The following is a 17,649-nucleotide window of genomic DNA, read 5'->3' as shown; positions in this document are numbered from 1 at the left end:
CCGCGAACCTCTACTTCGCCTTCTGAAGCTCGGCGGCGAGCGCCTGCAGCAGCCCGCGTGTGCCCTCCTCGCGCCCTTGCGCTGAATCGACGCCATCGAAGAACGCACCCTGTTCGGTATAGGTCAGGCGGGTGCCCTCGCCGGAAGGGGCAAGCTCGACCGTGGTGAGCGACGCCGACAGCGGCTGCGCCCCGACCGCCATCCGGTATGAAAATACGATGCGCCGGTCAGGGACGATGTCCTGGAACTGCGCATCGAGCCTGATCTCCGGGCCGCCCTGGTAGCTGAACCGCGAAACCTCGCTGCCGCCGACACGGAAATCGAAGGTGAATTCGGCGATGGTGAAGCCGTCGCCTTCGACGCGCCAGCGCCGCACCGTCGCCTTGTCGGCAAAGGCGAGGAAGACGCTCTCGGGCGATTGCGGGTAGGTCCGCTCGATCGTGAAGCTTGAATGGATGACGGACTGGTCGTTCACGGGGGCAATCTGGTTCATTTCTTGTCGTCCTTTTCCTGGTCGTGGAGTGTTGCGTCCGGTTGGTCAGTCTCCGCCAGGATCTGGCCGAGACGGTCGAGCTGGCGTTCGGCCGGTGTACGGCGCGCGGCGATCCAGTCGGCGAGCGGGGCCAGCCCGCCGGGCTCGATCCGGCAGGTGCGCACGCGTCCGACCTTCTCGCTGCGGATCAGCCCGCACGCTTCCAGCGCCTGGAGATGCTGGAGCACGGCAGCGAAGGTCATGCCGAACGGCTCCGCCAACTGGCTGACGGTGGCCGGCCCGCGGCTCAGCCTTTCCAGGATTGCCCGGCGCGTCGGCTCGGCAAGAGCCCGCAGGATGCTGTCGATCTCGGAACACTTAAGCATGGACTTGAGTATTTCGCCGATGACACAAATTGTCAAGTCACGACTAAAGTATTTTTTCAGATGGTGAGAGCCGGCTGGAAAACCCGCGACGCGGGTCATTGCCAGGGGAAATTGCCTGCGCTGCAAAACGGCGCGGAAATGCCAGCGATGCTGTCAGCCAGCAGGCCTGTCGCGCGTCAATCCTCGTGCAGCACAAATTCCAGGTAAAGATTGCGCTGCAGGATCGAGTGGTTGTCATCGGACATCAGCGACACGATCAGCGCGCCATCGTCGCGGGTCCAGACGTCGAGCGCTTCCATGTTGTCGATCTGGTAGCCCATGTCGGCTTCGAGCAGCACCGGCCCGTCGGCGACGGCGCCCTTCTCGACGCCTTCGCCATAGATGCGCCGCAGCCGCATCTTGACGCCGCCGGCCATCGAAAAACTGCGCTCCAGAAGCAACAGGTCGCCGTCCGGCAGGAAGGCGCCGTCGGTGATGTCGAAATCGCCATTGCGCTTGACGGTGAAGACGCCCTTGTGCGGCCCTTCGATGATCGCGGCAAAGATGTTGCCGGCCTTGTCGAGGCTCTTTTCCGACACCACGACCAGTCCGCCCGCGTGCTGCCCGTTGGGACTGGCGCGGGTGACGGTCTCAAAGCCGCGATTGCGGCGAAGTTCCCAGGCTGGGATCAGGAAGTCCAATTGCCTGAACGGCACCTTCATGCCGTCCGGATCGATCTTGAACTCTGCGATACGGTGATCGCCCTCGAAACCGACCGTGGCAATACCGTCCTTGACCGCGAGGCCTTCGGCATCGACCGCCCATTTCTCGTCGATCGGCTGGCCGGCCGCATCGACCATCTGCTGCATGCGAAAATTCTGGATGCCGGAAGGCCGCTTCTCGGCATCGTGGACGAGGGTGCCGAAGAACCAGAAGCCGGTGTCGGCGACGCCGATGAAATCGCTGCCGGGCTCGAGGAACCGAAGTGCCGACAGCGCGCCGAAATCGCGCGTCGACGAGGTCATTTCGAGCCCGCCGATGAATTCGAGCGGCCCGAACTGTTTGTCCGGCCGGCCGATGTGGAATTCGCTGATCGGCCGTGCCGTGATTTCGGCCGGCTCGACCGAGGCCGGGCCGGCAGCGACAGCTGGCGCCAAACTGATGCCTAACAACGCACTGGCGGCCAAAAGCTTCTGCCAAAAGCCGCCGCGGGAAAAAATCATCCGGCGCGCCGCATGCCGCCGCGCCGCGTGTCGCGCACGGTTTCCTCGGCGAACAGCGAGGCCAGCTGCTCGGTCATGGCGCCGGCCAGTTCTTCGGCATCGACGATGGTGACGGCGCGGCGATAGTAGCGGGTGACGTCGTGGCCGATGCCGATGGCCAAAAGCTCGACCGGCGAGCGCGTCTCGATGAGTTCGATGATGGCCCGCAGATGCCGCTCGAGATAATTGCCGGGGTTGACCGACAGCGTCGAATCGTCGACCGGCGCGCCGTCGGAGATCATCATCAGGATCTTGCGCTGCTCCGGCCGCGCGATCAGCCGGTTGTGCGCCCACAGCAGCGCCTCGCCGTCGATGTTTTCCTTGAGCAGGCCCTCGCGCATCATCAGGCCGAGATTGCGGCGCGCCCGCCGCCACGGGTGGTCGGCGGATTTGTAGATGATGTGGCGCAGATCGTTGAGCCGGCCGGGGTTCGGCGGTTTGCCTTCCTTCAGCCATTTCTCGCGCGCCTGCCCGCCCTTCCAGGCGCGGGTGGTGAAGCCGAGGATTTCGACCGAGACGCCGCAGCGTTCCAGCGTGCGCGCCAGGATGTCGGCGCAGGTCGCGGCGACGGTGATCGGCCGGCCGCGCATCGAACCCGAATTGTCGAGCACCAGCGACACCACCGTGTCGCGGAATTTGGTATCACGCTCCTGTTTGAAGGACAGCGGCTGCATCGGGTCGATGACGACGCGCACCAGCCGTGCCGGATCGAGATAGCCTTCTTCGAGGTCGAAATCCCAGGAGCGGTTCTGCTGCGCCATCAGGCGGCGCTGCAGCCGGTTGGCCAGCCGCCCGACGACGCCGGAAAGGTTGGCGAGCTGCTTGTCGAGGAAGGCGCGCAGCCGGTCGAGCTCCTCCTCCTCGCACAGTTCCTCCGCACCTACGGTCTCGTCGAAGGCGGTCGTGAAGACCTTGTAGTCGATCTCTTTCGGCAGATTGGTGAAGGGATTGTCGTTGCGGCGCGCCTCGCCCGGCGTCTCCGCATCGGCGTCGTCATCGTCGGAGAGATCCTCGGCGGTGGCGTCGGAGGCTTCCGTCTCGGCCGATTGCTCGTCGTCCGACGATGCCTCGGTATCCTCGGATTGCGACTGCTCGGAGCCGGAATCGTCTTCGCCGCCCTCCTCGCTCTGCTCCTCGCCTTGCGGCTGGTTTTCGTCGTTGTCCTCGGAGTCTTCCGTCTCCTGGTCATCGCCGAGCTCCTCGGCCATTTCCATGGAGGCGAGCATCTCGCGCACGACGCGGGCGAACGCCTGCTGGTCATCGAGCTTTGCCGACAGCCCGTCGAGGTCGGCACTGGCCTTTTCCTCGACCCAGGGGCGCCAGAGATCGACCAGCCGTTCGCCGCTCTTCGGCACAGTGCGGCCGGTCAGCTTTTCGCGCACCATCAGCGCCAGCGCTTCCTCGATCGGCGCGTCGGCCTTGTCCTTGACGTCGACGAGGTTGGCCCTGGCGTATTTGTCCTCGAGCATCGAGCCGATATTGTCGGCGACGCCCTGCATGGCGCGGCTGCCGATCGCCTCCACCCGGGCCTGCTCGACCGCGTCATAGATGGCGCGGGCCTGTTTGCCTTCCGGGGCCAGCCTGGTGTGGATGCGCGAATCGTGGCAGGCGCGCTTCAGCGCCATGGAATCGCCGAGCCCGCGGGTGATGGCGATGTCCGCCTTCGACGCTTTCTTCGGCAGTTCCGGCAGCCGGGCGCGGCTGCCGGCCAGCGCCGGCCGATCCTTGGCGAAACCGACCTCGAGATCCTTGTCGCCGGCGATGGCGCGCATGCAGACGGTGACGGCGCGCTTGAAGCTGTCGTTCTCAGCGCCGGTCTTGGATTTGTTTCGCGTATTGTCGCCCGGACCCGCCATCGAGACTCTGCTTAGCCCAGCACCACATTCGCCGCCGATTCCGGCAGATCTTCGCCAAAGGCGCGTTGGTAGAACTCGGCCACCAGCGAGCGTTCCAGCTCGTCGCATTTGTTGAGGAAGGTCAGCCGGAACGCCATGCCGATATTGCCGAAGATTTCGGCATTCTCGGCCCAGGTGATAACCGTGCGCGGGCTCATCACCGTCGACAGATCGCCGTTGATGAAGGCCGAGCGCGTCATGTCGGCGACACGGACCATCTTGTTGACGATCTCCTTGCCCTTGCCGTCGCGATAATGCTTGGCCTTGGCCAGCACGATGTTCACTTCATTGTCGTGCGGCAAATAGTTCAGCGTGGTAACGATCGACCAGCGGTCCATCTGCGCCTGGTTGATCTGCTGGGTGCCGTGGTAGAGGCCGGTGGTGTCGCCCAGCCCAACCGTGTTGGCGGTCGAAAACAGCCGGAAGGCCGGGTGCGGGCGGATGACCCGGCTCTGGTCGAGCAGCGTCAGCCGGCCCGACGATTCCAGCACGCGCTGGATGACGAACATCACGTCCGGGCGGCCGGCATCGTACTCGTCGAAGCACAGCGCGACATTGTGCTGATAGGCCCAGGGCAGGATGCCATCGCGGAATTCGGTGATCTGCAGCCCGTCCTTGACGACGATGGCGTCCTTGCCGACGAGATCGATACGGCTGACATGGCTGTCGAGGTTGACGCGCACGCAAGGCCAGTTGAGGCGGGCGGCGACCTGCTCGATATGCGTCGACTTGCCGGTGCCGTGATAGCCCGACACCATGACGCGGCGATTGTAGGCAAAGCCGGCGAGGATCGCCATGGTCGTGTTCTTGTCGAACAGGTAGTCCGGATCGATGTCGGGGACATGCTCGCTCGTCACCGCATAGGCCGGCACCACCATCTTGGAGTCGAAGCCGAATGTCTCCTTCACCGACACCGTGGTGTCGGGCAGGTTGGCGATGTCGCGATCGACCTTGTTCATCTCTATCAACATCTCCACAAGCGAAACGCCGCGTTTCGCCGGCAATCGATTTTGTTCGGGGGCGGTCTTAGAGCCTTTTCCAACCTTATGAAAGTTGGAAAGCGACACGAACCGTATGGTCGCTCAGCACAAACCTGCCTGCTTGAGCACGCGATACGCCTGGAGCACATCGCGGAACCGGTCTTCCGAACCTCTGTCGCCGCCATTCGCATCCGGGTGGTGGCGTTTCACAAGTTCCTTATAGCGCGCCTTGATATCCTTGCCAGTTGCCTTTGTATCAAGGCCAAGCGTTTCCAGTGCCTTGGCCTCAAGCGGCTTGGCCTTGCGCTCGCGTGCTTCGCGCGGGTCCTTCGGGCCTTTGAACAGGTCGAACGGATCGCGCATGCGATTGTAGTAGCCGGCGCGGCCGGAGCGCGCCTGTGCGAAGTCGGGCGAGGAGCGTGTCGAGGCACCGTTGACGCCCATTTTCCAGGTCGGCCGGTGGCCGGTCATGGCTTCCTTCTGGAAGCGGGCGATCTCGGTATCGGGAACGCCCGAGAAATAATTGAAGCCCTTGTTGTACTCGCGCACGTGATCGAAGCAGAACTGGAAATACTCGCCTTCCTTCATCCGTCCGACCGGGGCACGGTGGGTACCGGCCTCCTTGCAGCCATCCCACTGGCAGATCGGCGAACGCGACTTCAGCTCCGCGTCCTTCTCCGGGCGGATGCGAATCTTCTCGAAATATTTTGGGTACGGCTTCATCTCACCCATTTATGGGCTGTTCGCGGATGCGAAACAAGAATTGACATTTTCGCGATGATCGCCCTAACCGCTGAATCGCGGCATAAAACCGGCGAATTGCGAATTTTGTGCGATGACATAGATGTGGTGAAGGGAAGCGGCGATGTCCATACAGGCAACGATGGAAGACAAGCTGAAAAAGGCGTTTTCGCCGGAACGGCTGGCCGTCATCAACGAAAGCCATCTCCATGCCGGGCATCATCATGTGGATTCCGGCCATCACGCCACCTTCGACGGCACCGGCGAGACGCATTTTCGCGTCCGCATCGTCGCGCCAGCCTTTGCCGGCATGAGCCGCGTCGAACGTCACCGCGCCGTCAACACATTGCTGGCCGAGGAATTGAAATCCGGCGTGCACGCCCTGGCGATCGAGCCGGCGGCGCCCGGCGAAAAGACCCGCTGGTAATTTCAGCCGAAGCTCGCCCTCAGGAAAGCCATCACCGCGGCGGTCAATGCATCGCCCTCGGTGCCGAAGTCGCGATTGATCGACATGTGCGAATAGGCGCTGCCGTCGAACAGCGTGACCCTGGTTCCGGTGGCGCGCAGACGCCCGGCGAAGGCCTGCGCATCCGCCGCGCGGGCTTTCGCGCGCGAATGGGCGATGAAGGTCGGCGGGTGCTTGCGGCCTTCGACGTAGGTGACAGGCGACAGCGCGCGCCACTGCGCCGGATCGGGAAAGGCGCGGGCATAGACCCCTGCCATGCCGCCGCTTCTGGCCAGCGCCTCCAGATCGTAGGCCCTGGTGTCGTCGAGAACCAGCGCCGCGACGCCGGGCAGGCCGCCGCGCAGCCCGGTCAATGCGACGAGATGGCAGCCGGCCGAATGGCCCATGGCGACGATCCGGTCCGGATCGCCGCCATGCCTGGCGATGTTGGCGCGGACGTAACGATAGGCCAGTTCGACATCTGCCGCCTGGGTGGCGACGTCGGCCTTGGGCAGCATCCGGTAGTCGATCGAGACGAAGCCGAAGCCATTGTCGAGCAGGAATTGCGGCTTGGCATTGACGTTGCCGCGGTTGCCGACTCGCCAGGCGCCGCCATGGACGAAAAAGACGACCGGCAGGCCGCTTGCGCCGTCGCGGGAATAAATGTCGAGCTTGGCCGGCCCATAGTCGAAGGTTTCGGGCGACGGCGAACGCAGCCGCAATGCCGCCGCAGCCTGTCCCGGCAGCAGCGCCGCCATCGACGCCAGAAGCAGGCTTCGCCGATCGATCTTCATCAACGCCTGACTGCCCACGGCTGCCACAAGGTGCGCACTGTCATTCTCCAAGCATCGCCGGCTTGATCCTCAGCCGCGCGATACGGTTCTTGTCGCGCTTCATGACGACGAAGCGCTTGCCGTGAAACGTAAAGGCCTGCTTTTCGTCCGGGATCGACTGCGCCTCGTGGATGACAAGGCCGGCGATGGTGGTGGCTTCCTCGTCCGGCAGGTTCCAGTCGAGCGCCCGATTAAGGTCGCGGATCGGCACCGTGCCGTCGACGACGACGGAGCCGTCGGCCTCCTGCTTGACGCCCTGGATGTCGATGTCGTGCTCGTCGGCGATCTCGCCGACGATCTCCTCGATGATGTCCTCCAGCGTCACCAGCCCTTCGACCTCGCCATATTCGTCGACGACGATGGCGAAATGCGCCTTGCGGCGCAGGAAGGCATTGAGCTGCTCCTGAAGCGTCGTGGTGTCGGGCACGAACCACGGTTTCGACGCGATCTTCATCACGTCGATCCTGGAAAAATCGTTGCCGACCTCGTTCAGCGCGCGCAGCAGATCCTTCGCGTGCAGCACGCCGACAATGTTGTCGAGCGAACCCTTCCACAACGGCATGCGGGTGTGCGGGCTCTGCAGGATCTCGCGAACCACCGCTTCGGGCGGGTCGTCGGCGTTGACCGAGCGCATATTGGTGCGGTGGACCATGACGTCCGACACTTCGAGCTCCTCGAGGTCGAACAGGCCGCCGATGCGGGCGCGGTCCTCGCGCACCACCTGGCCGTCGCGGCGGAAATCGTCGACGGCGCCGCGCAGTTCCTCGCGCGCAGAGCGCTGCGGCTCCATGCGTTGCAGCTCGTAGCCGAAGGCGGCGAGCAGGCGCCGGCGCAAGACGAAGCCCAGCACGCCGAGGCCGGCGAGCACGGCAGCCGCGATCCAGCCGGCCTGGCTCATCCCGGCCGGCTTTCCTGCCGACCCGGATGGTTCTCCCGGAGGAACGCCAGCACTTCCGAGGCCGGCACATCCCTGGCGATGAAGGCCTGGCCGACGCCGCGCGTCAGGATGAAGGTCAGCGCGCCGCGCGACACCTTCTTGTCCTGGGTGATGAAGGAGAACAGCGTCTCGGCGTCGGGCAGTTCGCCTGGAATGTCGGCCATCCGCCAGGGCAGACCGACGGCGCGAAGATGCGCCTCGACACGCGCCGCGTCGTCGGGGCTCGCCAAATTGAGCCTTGACGAAAAGCGGTGCGCCAGCGCCATGCCGATGGCGACGCCCTCGCCATGCACGAGCCTTGCGCCGTCATAGCCGATCGCCGCCTCCAGCGCATGACCGAAGGTGTGGCCGAGATTGAGCAACGCGCGGTCGCCGGTCTCGAACTCGTCGCGGGCAACGACGTCGGCCTTGGCACGACAGGCCTCGGCGATGGCCGCAGCCCGCTCCGGCCCGCCGGCAAACACTTGACGCCAGTTTTCTTCCAGCCAGGCGAAAAACTCGGGCCGGTCGATCAGCCCGTATTTGGCCAGTTCGGCATAGCCGGCGCGAAACTCGCGGATCGGCAGCGTGTCGAGCACTTCGGTGTCGGCCAGCACCAGCTTCGGCTGGTGGAATACCCCGACCAGGTTCTTGCCGCGCTTGCTGTTGATGCCGGTCTTGCCGCCGACGGAGGAATCGACCTGCGCCAGCAGCGAGGTCGGAACCTGCACAAAGTTCATGCCGCGCCGCGCGATGCCGGCGGCGAAGCCGGCCAGGTCGCCGATGACGCCGCCGCCGAGCGCGATGACGACATCGCCGCGCTCCAGCTTGGCGGCCAGCACGCCGTCGACCACCTCCTCGAGATGCGCAAAGCTCTTGGTCTTTTCGCCTGGCGGCAGCGTGATGACGGCATGTTGGATGCCACCGCTTGCCAGGCCGGCCGCAAGCGCTGCGAGATGCGCGCTAGCGACGTTTTCGTCGGTGACGACCGCCGCCCGCGTTCCCGGCAGACGGCGCGAGATCTCGGCGCCGGCGCGTGACAGCAGGCCGGGGCCGATCAAAATGTCGTAGGCACGCTCGCCAAGCCCGACTTCGACAGTGACCGTTGCATCAGCGCTCACGACCGCACCTCGTCAATATCGGCAACGCCGAGATGGCCGCGCAGCGCGTCCACCACTTCGGCGGCAATGATCTCCTTGCGGTCGTCGCGGGTCGGCACGATGACATCGGCCGCGGCATAAACCGGGTAGCGTTCCGCCATCAGCCGTTCCAGCACGGCGCGCGGATCGGCGCTTTTCAGCAGCGGCCGGTTCTGTTTCTTGGAAACGCGCTCTATCAACAGGTCGATCTCGGCTTTCAGCCAAACCGAAACGCCATGGCTGGCGATCGCCTCGCGCGTCTGCGCGTTCATGAAGGCGCCGCCGCCGGTCGACAGCACCTGCGGCCCGTGCTCCAGCACACGCAGGATGACGCGCTGCTCCAGTGCCCGGAACTCCGCCTCGCCATAGCGCTCGAACAGGTCCGGGACGCTCATGCGCGAAACAGTTTCGATCTCCTGGTCGCTGTCGATGAAGGGCAGTGCCAGCATCGCCGCCACCTTGCGGCCGATCGCCGTCTTGCCGGCGCCCATCAGCCCGACAAAGACGATGGAACGGCCGCCCAGCCGGCCGAGCAGCGCGGCATGGCTCTCGCCCGGAGGATTTGCTGGTAGCGCGTTCATGCTTCTAGGGCCTCTTTGGCGGCGTATCGACATCAAAAGCCTGTTTGCGTCAAGCGCGGCGCAACCGGGACTATGGGCTTCATCCTTGAATTGGCCGGATTGGCGTCTCATAAGGGCACAGGGTTGGAAATGCAGAATAAGACGACGGGCGAAAATTAATGCCAACACTGTTTCGCTTTGTCGTGACGCTCGCGATTCTGGCCGGCATTGTCTATGGCGCGATGTTCGCCTTGGTCATGTTCGTCGAGCCGAGGAAGGCGGAAATGAGCGTGCGTATCCCTCCAGAAAAGCTCAATCCCAAAAAATGAACAGCGCCGCCCGCATCGAAGCCTTCCTGGAGATGATGAGCGCCGAGCGCGGCGCGGCCGAAAACACGCTTTCCTCCTATCGCCGCGACCTCGAAGACGCTTCCGCCGGGATCGGCGGTGGGCTTGCCGCTGCCACCAGCGCCGACATCCGTGCCTATCTCGACGACATCGCCGCGCGCGGCTTTGCCGCCACCTCGCAGGCGCGCAAATTGTCGGCGATCCGGCAGTTCTTCAAGTTCCTCTACGCCGAAGGCCTGCGCGGTGACGATCCGACCGGCACGCTGGACAGTCCGAAGAAGGGCCGGCCGCTGCCTAAGACGATGAGCGAGGCCGATACCGGCCGGCTGCTCGACCGCGCCGCGCAGGAGGCGATGGACCCCTCCATGCATGACGGCGACAGGCTGGCGGCGCTGCGCCTGCACGCACTGGTCGAGGTGCTCTACGCCACCGGCTTGCGCGTTTCGGAGCTGGTCGGCCTTCCCGTGACGGTGGCACAGCGCGACGACCGCTTCTTCATGGTGCGCGGCAAGGGCAACAAGGAGCGCATGGTGCCGCTGTCGGCCAAGGCGCGCGCGGCGATGCGGACCTGGCTTGCCGCACGGGCAACGGTGCCGGCTTTTGCCGACAGCCCGTTCCTGTTTCCGGCCGCCGCCGACAGCGGCTATCTCTCGAGACAGGTCTTTGCCCGCGAGCTGAAAGCGCTTGCCGCGCGGGCCGGCATTGCCACGGCGAAGATATCGCCGCATGTGCTGCGCCATGCTTTCGCCAGCCATCTGCTGCAGAACGGCGCCGATCTCAGGGCCGTGCAGCAGCTGCTCGGCCATGCCGATATTTCAACGACGCAGATCTACACGCATGTGCTGGAGGAGCGGCTGGTGCGTCTGGTCAACGATCATCATCCGCTTGCCGACTAGGCGTCATATCGCTATGTGAGAACGACGCTCCACCGCGCCCAGCCTGCATTTTCGGGCTTGCGTCAGTCATTGCCTTCCGACTTGCCGGTTCGCCCAAGAATGTACAATTACCTCGATTTCGAAAAGCCTGTGCAGGATCTCGAAGGCAAGATCCTTGAGCTGAAGAAGCTTGCCGAGAACGGCGAGGCGGTCGATGTCGGCGATGAGATCGCCCGTCTCGAGAAGCGCTCGCGCGATGCGCTGCGCGACGCCTACAAGGCGCTGACGCCATGGCAGAAGGTGCAGGTGGCGCGCCATCCGGACAGGCCGCATTGCATCGACTACATCAAGGGCCTGCTTACCGATTTCACGCCGCTTGCCGGCGACCGCAATTTCGGCGAAGACCAGGCGATCGTCGGCGGCTTCGCCCGCTTCCGTGGCGAGCCGGTGGCGATCATCGGCCAGGAGAAGGGTTCCGATACGGCAAGCCGGCTGAAGCATAATTTCGGCTCGGTGCGGCCGGAGGGCTACCGCAAGGCGGTGCGGCTGATGGAACTCGCGGACCGCTTCCAGATCCCGCTGCTGACGCTGGTCGACACGGCCGGCGCCTATCCCGGCGTCAACGCCGAAGAGCGCGGCCAGGCAGAAGCCATCGCCCGCTCGACCTCGGCCTGCCTTGGCCTGAAGGTGCCGTCGATCTCGGTGGTGATCGGCGAAGGCGGCTCGGGCGGCGCCATAGCGATCGCCACCGCCAACCGCGTCTACATGCTCGAACACGCCATCTATTCGGTGATCTCGCCGGAAGGCGCCGCCTCGATTCTGTGGCGCGATACCACGCGGTCCAAGGATGCTGCGACCAACATGAAGATCACGGCGCAGGACCTGCTGGAGCTGAAGATCATCGACGCCATCATCGCCGAGCCGCTCGGCGGTGCCCATCGCGCCCCCGAAACGGTGATCGCCGCCACCGGCGACCTCATCGCCAGGACGATGAAGGAATTCTCCGGCGCCAACACCGACTTCCGCGAGCATCGCCGCGAGAAATACCTGGCGATGGGCCGCAATCTGTAACCAACGCAGACACGCAGCCTGAAATGTGGCGGCGTGAACCAGTTTCGCCACAAAAATGCCGCTGCATTCGGCTCAGTGAGCTTAACGTAAGGGGACGCGCCGCATGCTTGCGGTAAGGAATTTTCAAGGTTAACGGGCTTAAGGTCCGTCAGCGGTCGGTTTAGCAGCTGCGGCATCCGCGGCGCAGAGATGAAGACGATAGCCATATCCATGTTTGCCAAGCTTGCCCGCACCGGAGTTCTGATCGCTGCGATCGGCGTCGCCGGCTGCAATGACGCTTCGATGAAGGATTTTGCGCCGCAAGCCAACAAGCCGCTGCCGGACAAGATCCTGGCCGAGATGAAAGCCAAGGGCATGATCCGCACCTCCTCGGTGATGGCGCGCATCTTCAAGGAAGAAGGCAAGCTCGAAATCTGGAAGGCCAAGACCAACGGCCGCTACGACCTGGTCGCCAGCTACGACATCTGCAAATGGTCGGGCAAGCTCGGCCCGAAATTCACCGAAGGCGACCGCCAGGCACCGGAAGGCTTTTACACGGTCCGCCCGGCACAGATGAACCCGCGGTCGAATTACCACCTGTCCTTCAATATCGGCTACCCGAACGCCTATGACCGCGCCAATGGCCGCACCGGTTCCAACCTGATGGTCCACGGCGCCTGCTCGTCGTCGGGCTGCTATTCGATGACCGACGCGCAGATCGAGCAGATCTACGCTTTCGGCCGCGACGCCTTCCAGGGCGGCCAGACCGAGTTCCAGATCCAGGCTTTTCCGTTCCGCATGACCGCCGCCAACATGGCGCGCTATCGCAACGACCCGAACTACGAATTCTGGAAGATGCTGAAGGTTGGCTACGACAATTTCGAGGTCACCAAGGTGCCGCCGAAAGTCGACGTCTGCGAGAAGCGCTACGTGTTCAACCAGGTTGCGGCCGACGGCTCGACCTTCAATCCGACCGGCCCTTGCCCTGTGACCACCCAGCCCGATTCGCTGAAGAGCGCCATCAACGCCTATCAAAGCACCTATGAGGCGGCCTTCAACGGCGCCATCAAGGCCAGCGTGCCGGCACCCAAGCCGACCATCGCCGGGATCAAGGAAGCCAGCATCGTTTCCGACTGGTCGAAGCGGCGTGCGCGCGGCGAACGCGTTCCGATCGAGCCGCCCTCGCTCAACCCGGACGGCACGGTGGCCGAAACGGCGCGCATGGGCCGCATCGATTCGCCGGCGGGCCGCAAGATGGCAGCGCTCGACGCCGAAAAGGCTGCCAAGCAGAAGGCCGAGGAACAGCGGCTTGCCGCGATAGAAGCGGCGAAGGCAGCGAAAGCGGCAGCCAAGGCACAGGCCTTGGCCGAGAAGGAAGCTGCAAAAGCCCAGGCGCTAGCCGAAAAGGAAGCTGCCAAGACCGCCGCAGAGATGCCTGTCGCCACCGCCACCGTAGCGCCATCGGACGCCGCCCCGGCAGTCGAAACGCAGGCTGCGGACGCCGAAAGCACGGCGACAAGGTTGAAGAAAAAGCTGCTCGGCATGTTTGGCGGCTGAACTTCATGCTTGAGCAAGAAGATGGGGGCCAAGAAGACAGGCCCTCAACCAGCCCCGCCGCCGTCTACGACCTCAAAGGCCTGAACTGCCCGTTGCCCGTGCTCAAGGCAAAAAAGCGCCTGGCCGCAATGCAGCCGGGCAGCCGGCTGTGGCTCGAAACCACCGACCCGCTCGCCGTCATCGACATTCCCGCCTTCTGCGCCGAGAGCGGCCATCGACTGGTCGAAACGGCGGCGGCGGCAGGCGGCCACCGCTTCCTGGTCGAGCGCGGCGGCTGAACGCGTAATCTCCCCCCTTGAGGGGGAGATGGCCGGCAGGCCAGAGGGGGTCGCCGCGCGTGAAGCACCAAGTTTGGTCCCACAGGGGGGTCGCGCCAGCCGAGGCGACCCCCTCTGTCGCCTTCGGCGACATCTCCCCCTCAAGGGGGGAGATCACGATCCGGCAATAGCCAGCGGGTTGCTTTCCAGTGCTGCGCGATCCGGCGTGTCGATCGACGGCCGGTTGGTGAAGGCGGCGAACAGCCGCCGGACATAGTCTTCGGGCATGTCGAGCGTGATCAGCACCAGCCTGGTGCCGCGCTGGCTGTCCGGCCAGGCCGGCAGTTGCACCGGCGGATGCAGGATCTTCTGCACGCCATGGATAACCAGCGGCCGCGACGGGTCTTCTGCAAGCTCGATGACGCCTTTCATCCGCAAAAGGCGCTCGCCATGCGCCGAGCGCAACAGATCGAGAAACATCTCGATTGCCGAAAACGGCACCGGCCCGTCATGAACCAGCGAATACGAACGCACGCGGGAATCGTGCCTGTGGTCATGGTGATCATGGTCGGCATGGTCATGCCCGTCGTGATCATGCCCGCCGTGGTCATGCCCGCCGTGGTCATGGTCGTGGCCGGCTTGTTCGCCGAGCCAACGCTGCACATCGACGGATTTGGTGGCCGGATTGTAGAGGCCGCTATCGAACAGGGTCGCGGTGCTTGCCTCGCCCACGTCGAGCACCACGGCGCCCGGGTTGAGCTGCCTGAGCCGCGCCCGCAACGCCTCGACATCGCCTGCATCCGTGGTCAGGTCGGCCTTGCTGAGCACCATGCGATCGGCGACGGCCACCTGCTTCACCGCCTCGACATGCGCATCGAGCGTCGCATTGCCGTTGACGGCATCGATCAGGGTGATGACGCCGTCGAGCCGGAAGGCCTGGACCAGGGCCGGGTGTGCCATGATCGACTGCAGTACGGGGGCGGGATCGGCGAGCCCGGTGGTTTCGACGATGACGCGGGCAAGCCGGTCGATGCGGCCGGTCTGCAGCCGGTCGACGAGGTCGGCCAGCGTGTCGACCAGCTCGCCGCGCACCGTGCAGCAGAGGCAGCCGTCGGAGAGCTGGATGATGCCGTCGGAGGCCTGCTCGACCAGGAGATGGTCGATCGCCACCTCGCCGAACTCGTTGATGATGACGGCGGTGTCGGCGAGCGCCGGATCCCGGAGCAGCCGGTTGAGCAGCGTCGTCTTGCCGGCACCGAGAAAGCCGGTGAGCACCGAAACGGGGATCGGGAAGCCGGCCATGCGGCTAGTTCAGCGCCTTGGCCGGCTGCTGGACCTGCGCGGCGGTGGCGGATCCGGCCACAACTGGCTCGGCGCCGGCCGGCGGCGCCCGGTCCGGCCGCCATGTCGGCAGCGGCACGTCGGCATATTCCTGCCCGGAGGCGTCGAGCATCGCCTTCGGCTTCGGTCCCGTGGCGCCGCCGAGGCCGACGGCGATCAGCGTCGGTACATGGTCGAGCTTTTCCTGATAGGGCGATTTCGGCACGTCCTTGCCCTTGTCGCCGACGGCGGGTGCGGTTTCCGATTGCTCCTCGACCGGCTTCTTCTTGCAGATTTCGTCGTTCATGTCGTTGGCCGACATGGTGTCGCCATAGGCGGGCAGCGCCGCGACCGTCAGCCAGCTCGGCGCCGGGGTTGCAAAACCCTGGTCGAGCAGTTTCGCCGCCGCCTCGGCGCGGGTGACTGCCGATCGTTCGCCGAGCACCACGGCGACCAGGGTGCGGCCGTTGCGGGTCGCCGAGCCGATCATGTTGAAACCGGACGAGCAGACGAAACCCGTCTTCATGCCGTCGGCACCCGGATAGCGGCCGATCAGCAGGTTGTAGTTGGAGATCGCCTTCTTGCCGACGGCAAGGCCTTCGATCGAGAACCAGGGGGCATATTGCGGAAATTCCTTGCGAATCGCCATCACCAGCAAAGCGAGATCGCGCGCTGTCGTATACTGGTCCGGCGAATAGAGCCCGTTCGGATTGACGAAATGGGACCCGCTCATGCCGAGCCTCTGCGCTTCGGCATTCATGCGTTCGGCGAAAGCCGCTTGCGAACCGCCGATATTCTCGCCGACCGCCATGGCGATATCGTTGGCCGATTTGACCAGCATCATCTTCAGCGCATTGTCCAACCGCATCACCGAGCCCGGCTTGAAGCCCATCTTGCTCGGCGGCTCGCCGGCAGAATGTTTCGTTACCTTGACCGGCGAATCGAGCTGGACCTCGCCCGCGGCAATCGCCCGAAACGCCACATAGGCGGTCATCAGCTTGGTCAGCGACGCCGGGTACCAGCGCCTGAACGCCTCCTGGTGCTGCAGGATCTTGCCGCTGTTCAGGTCGAACAGGATTGTCGGATTGGCCAAGGCAGGCCCGGCCAGCGACGCAAGCACCACCGTGCCCGCCACCAACAGTCTGAGGAAATGCCTGTAGCGCATCATGAAAACCGAAATAGCCTCTTGCCGCAGTCGCACCTGGCTCCGTAAGATTTCGTTACACGATCGCCAGGATAATGGTCCGGCCCTCTGTTCCCGGACCACAGTCGCGGTGCTATTTACTCTATGTGACGTCAACATGGCAAAGTGCTGCCGATCACAATGTGGAAGCAGCAGCACAATGCAAAGCAGCGTGCATGGTTGCAAGGCAGCAGGCACAATTGCAAAGCAGCAGGCCAAGACCGCCTGCTCCAACAGCGAAATGGAACCATCATGCCGATCCTGAACCGAGCCGCCGAAATGCAGGACGAGGTGGCCGGCTGGCGCCGCCATTTGCACCAGACGCCGGAGCTGAATTTCGACGTCTTCAAGACCGCCGCTTTCGTCACCGAGAAGCTGAAGGCTTTCGGCTGCGACGATATCGTGACGGGTTTGGGCAAGACCGGCGTCGTCGGCATCATCCGCGGCCGCCACGGCGAAGGCTCGACCATCGGCCTGCGCGCCGACATGGATGCCCTGCCGCTCAACGAGATCACCGGCAAATCCTATGCCTCGACCGTCCCCGGCAAGATGCACGCCTGCGGCCATGACGGCCACACCGCTATGTTGTTGGGTGCCGCCAAATACCTCGCCGAAACGCGCAATTTCGCAGGCTCCGTCGCGGTCATCTTCCAGCCGGCCGAAGAGGGCGGCGGCGGCGGCAACGAGATGGTCAAGGACGGTATGATGGAGCGCTTCGCTATCTCCAAGGTTTTCGGCATGCACAACATGCCGGGCCTGCCGGTCGGCCAGTTCGCCATCAGGCCCGGCCCGATCATGGCGGCGACCGCCGAATTCACCATCACCGTCAAGGGCCGGGGCGGCCACGCGGCGATGCCGCACGGCACCATCGATCCGATCGTCATCACCAGCCAACTCGTCGGCGCATTGCAGACGATCGCCTCGCGCAGCACAGATCCGGTCGAGGCGGTGGTCGTCTCGGTGACGAAATTCCACGCCGGCGACGCCTATAACGTCATTCCCGAGACTGCCGAGATCGCCGGCACCGTACGCACGCTGAAGAAGGAAGTCGCCAAGAAGGCCGAAGAGCGCATCCGCGCACTTTGCCAAGGCCTGGGCGCTGCCTTCGGCGCGACAATCGAGGTTGATTACAATGCCAATTACCCCGTCACCTTCAACCATCCGGAAGAGACGGTCTTTGCCAGCGACATCGCGGCCGACGTCGCCGGCGACAGCCATGTGCACCGCGCCATCCAGCCGGTGATGGGCGGCGAGGATTTCTCCTACATGCTTGAAGCGCGGCCGGGCGCCTTCATCTTCATCGGCAATGGCGATACCGCCGGCCTGCACAACCCAGCCTACGACTTCAACGACGAGGTCATCCCGCACGGCATGAGCTATTGGGTGAAGCTGGCGGAAACAGCGCTGGCGGCGTAGCCATTCGGCATCGGCGGTGCGGCAACCGCCGCACCT

Annotated in this window: 19 protein-coding genes; 7 read left to right on the top strand and 12 right to left on the bottom strand. The window is 64.4% G+C overall.

Annotated features, from left to right (window positions below):
• Window positions 1-10: 10 nt before the first annotated feature.
• From NKH04_RS03775 to NKH04_RS03750, 6 genes are all read right to left on the bottom strand, one after another.
• A complete protein-coding gene (locus NKH04_RS03775) occupies window positions 11-493 on the bottom strand; it encodes an SRPBCC family protein (RefSeq protein WP_352831629.1) in 483 nt (160 codons plus the stop codon).
• Window positions 490-858: an ArsR/SmtB family transcription factor gene (locus NKH04_RS03770; protein WP_352831734.1), complete on the bottom strand. Its 369-nt coding sequence runs from the start codon at window positions 856-858 to the stop codon at window positions 490-492. Before NKH04_RS03770 ends, NKH04_RS03775 begins: the two co-directional genes overlap by 4 nt.
• A gap of 176 nt (window positions 859-1,034) precedes the next feature.
• Window positions 1,035-2,060, bottom strand: coding sequence for an esterase-like activity of phytase family protein (locus tag NKH04_RS03765; protein ID WP_352849976.1), 1,026 nt, complete (start codon window positions 2,058-2,060; stop codon window positions 1,035-1,037).
• Complete coding sequence (gene cobT / locus NKH04_RS03760) at window positions 2,057-3,955, bottom strand: cobaltochelatase subunit CobT (protein ID WP_352816737.1); 1,899 nt, start codon at window positions 3,953-3,955, stop codon at window positions 2,057-2,059. The genes NKH04_RS03765 and cobT overlap by 4 nt, the downstream gene beginning before the upstream one ends.
• Window positions 3,956-3,966: 11 nt before the next feature.
• Window positions 3,967-4,953: a cobaltochelatase subunit CobS gene (cobS, locus tag NKH04_RS03755; RefSeq protein WP_352451201.1), complete on the bottom strand. Its 987-nt coding sequence runs from the start codon at window positions 4,951-4,953 to the stop codon at window positions 3,967-3,969.
• A 123-nt stretch (window positions 4,954-5,076) separates the two neighbouring features.
• The gene (locus tag NKH04_RS03750) at window positions 5,077-5,706 is read right to left on the bottom strand and encodes a J domain-containing protein (RefSeq protein WP_036238769.1); all 630 of its coding nucleotides are present in this window, start codon (window positions 5,704-5,706) and stop codon (window positions 5,077-5,079) included.
• Between the two features lie 133 nt (window positions 5,707-5,839).
• Between NKH04_RS03750 and NKH04_RS03745 the strand changes: the two genes are divergently transcribed.
• Window positions 5,840-6,142: a BolA family protein gene (locus NKH04_RS03745; RefSeq protein ID WP_352471452.1), complete on the top strand. Its 303-nt coding sequence runs from the start codon at window positions 5,840-5,842 to the stop codon at window positions 6,140-6,142.
• Window positions 6,143-6,144: 2 nt separating this feature from the next.
• Here the strand turns inward: NKH04_RS03745 and NKH04_RS03740 are convergent, their stop codons facing one another.
• From NKH04_RS03740 to NKH04_RS03725, 4 genes are read right to left on the bottom strand one after another with little or no spacing between them, the layout of a single operon-like run.
• Window positions 6,145-6,954 carry an alpha/beta hydrolase gene (locus NKH04_RS03740; protein WP_352471492.1) on the bottom strand — a complete coding sequence of 270 codons (810 nt, stop codon included), beginning with the start codon at window positions 6,952-6,954 and terminating at the stop codon, window positions 6,145-6,147.
• Between the two features lie 40 nt (window positions 6,955-6,994).
• Window positions 6,995-7,891: an HlyC/CorC family transporter gene (locus tag NKH04_RS03735; protein WP_352471453.1), complete on the bottom strand. Its 897-nt coding sequence runs from the start codon at window positions 7,889-7,891 to the stop codon at window positions 6,995-6,997.
• Complete coding sequence (aroB, locus tag NKH04_RS03730; RefSeq protein WP_352831624.1) at window positions 7,888-9,030, bottom strand: 3-dehydroquinate synthase; 1,143 nt, start codon at window positions 9,028-9,030, stop codon at window positions 7,888-7,890. Before aroB ends, NKH04_RS03735 begins: the two co-directional genes overlap by 4 nt.
• Window positions 9,027-9,629, bottom strand: coding sequence for a shikimate kinase (locus tag NKH04_RS03725; protein ID WP_352831622.1), 603 nt, complete (start codon window positions 9,627-9,629; stop codon window positions 9,027-9,029). The genes aroB and NKH04_RS03725 overlap by 4 nt, the downstream gene beginning before the upstream one ends.
• 158 nt (window positions 9,630-9,787) lie before the next feature.
• Between NKH04_RS03725 and NKH04_RS03720 the strand changes: the two genes are divergently transcribed.
• The 5 genes from NKH04_RS03720 to NKH04_RS03700 all read left to right on the top strand — a co-directional run bounded on the left by NKH04_RS03720 (window position 9,788) and on the right by NKH04_RS03700 (window position 13,715).
• A complete protein-coding gene (locus NKH04_RS03720) occupies window positions 9,788-9,937 on the top strand; it encodes a hypothetical protein (RefSeq protein WP_023677884.1) in 150 nt (49 codons plus the stop codon).
• Complete coding sequence (locus tag NKH04_RS03715) at window positions 9,934-10,851, top strand: site-specific tyrosine recombinase XerD (RefSeq protein WP_352831620.1); 918 nt, start codon at window positions 9,934-9,936, stop codon at window positions 10,849-10,851. Before NKH04_RS03720 ends, NKH04_RS03715 begins: the two co-directional genes overlap by 4 nt.
• Window positions 10,852-10,950: 99 nt before the next feature.
• Entirely contained in the window at window positions 10,951-11,901 is a 951-nt protein-coding gene (locus tag NKH04_RS03710) for an acetyl-CoA carboxylase carboxyltransferase subunit alpha (RefSeq protein WP_352471457.1), read from the top strand.
• A 210-nt stretch (window positions 11,902-12,111) separates the two neighbouring features.
• Window positions 12,112-13,437: a L,D-transpeptidase family protein gene (locus NKH04_RS03705; RefSeq protein WP_352831732.1), complete on the top strand. Its 1,326-nt coding sequence runs from the start codon at window positions 12,112-12,114 to the stop codon at window positions 13,435-13,437.
• Between the two features lie 5 nt (window positions 13,438-13,442).
• A complete protein-coding gene (locus NKH04_RS03700; RefSeq protein WP_352451194.1) occupies window positions 13,443-13,715 on the top strand; it encodes a sulfurtransferase TusA family protein in 273 nt (90 codons plus the stop codon).
• A gap of 153 nt (window positions 13,716-13,868) precedes the next feature.
• Here NKH04_RS03700 and NKH04_RS03695 read toward each other — a convergent pair whose 3' ends face one another.
• Complete coding sequence (locus tag NKH04_RS03695; RefSeq protein WP_352831453.1) at window positions 13,869-14,996, bottom strand: CobW family GTP-binding protein; 1,128 nt, start codon at window positions 14,994-14,996, stop codon at window positions 13,869-13,871.
• Between the two features lie 4 nt (window positions 14,997-15,000).
• Window positions 15,001-16,179: a D-alanyl-D-alanine carboxypeptidase family protein gene (locus tag NKH04_RS03690; RefSeq protein WP_352831457.1), complete on the bottom strand. Its 1,179-nt coding sequence runs from the start codon at window positions 16,177-16,179 to the stop codon at window positions 15,001-15,003.
• A 270-nt stretch (window positions 16,180-16,449) separates the two neighbouring features.
• Between NKH04_RS03690 and NKH04_RS03685 the strand changes: the two genes are divergently transcribed.
• Entirely contained in the window at window positions 16,450-17,613 is a 1,164-nt protein-coding gene (locus NKH04_RS03685; protein ID WP_352616115.1) for a M20 aminoacylase family protein, read from the top strand.
• Window positions 17,614-17,649: the final 36 nt, after the last annotated feature.

The organism is Mesorhizobium sp. M1365, from assembly GCF_040317865.1.
In the GTDB taxonomy this organism is placed as follows: domain Bacteria; phylum Pseudomonadota; class Alphaproteobacteria; order Rhizobiales; family Rhizobiaceae; genus Mesorhizobium.
This window is presented reverse-complemented; position numbering and strand designations above follow the sequence as displayed.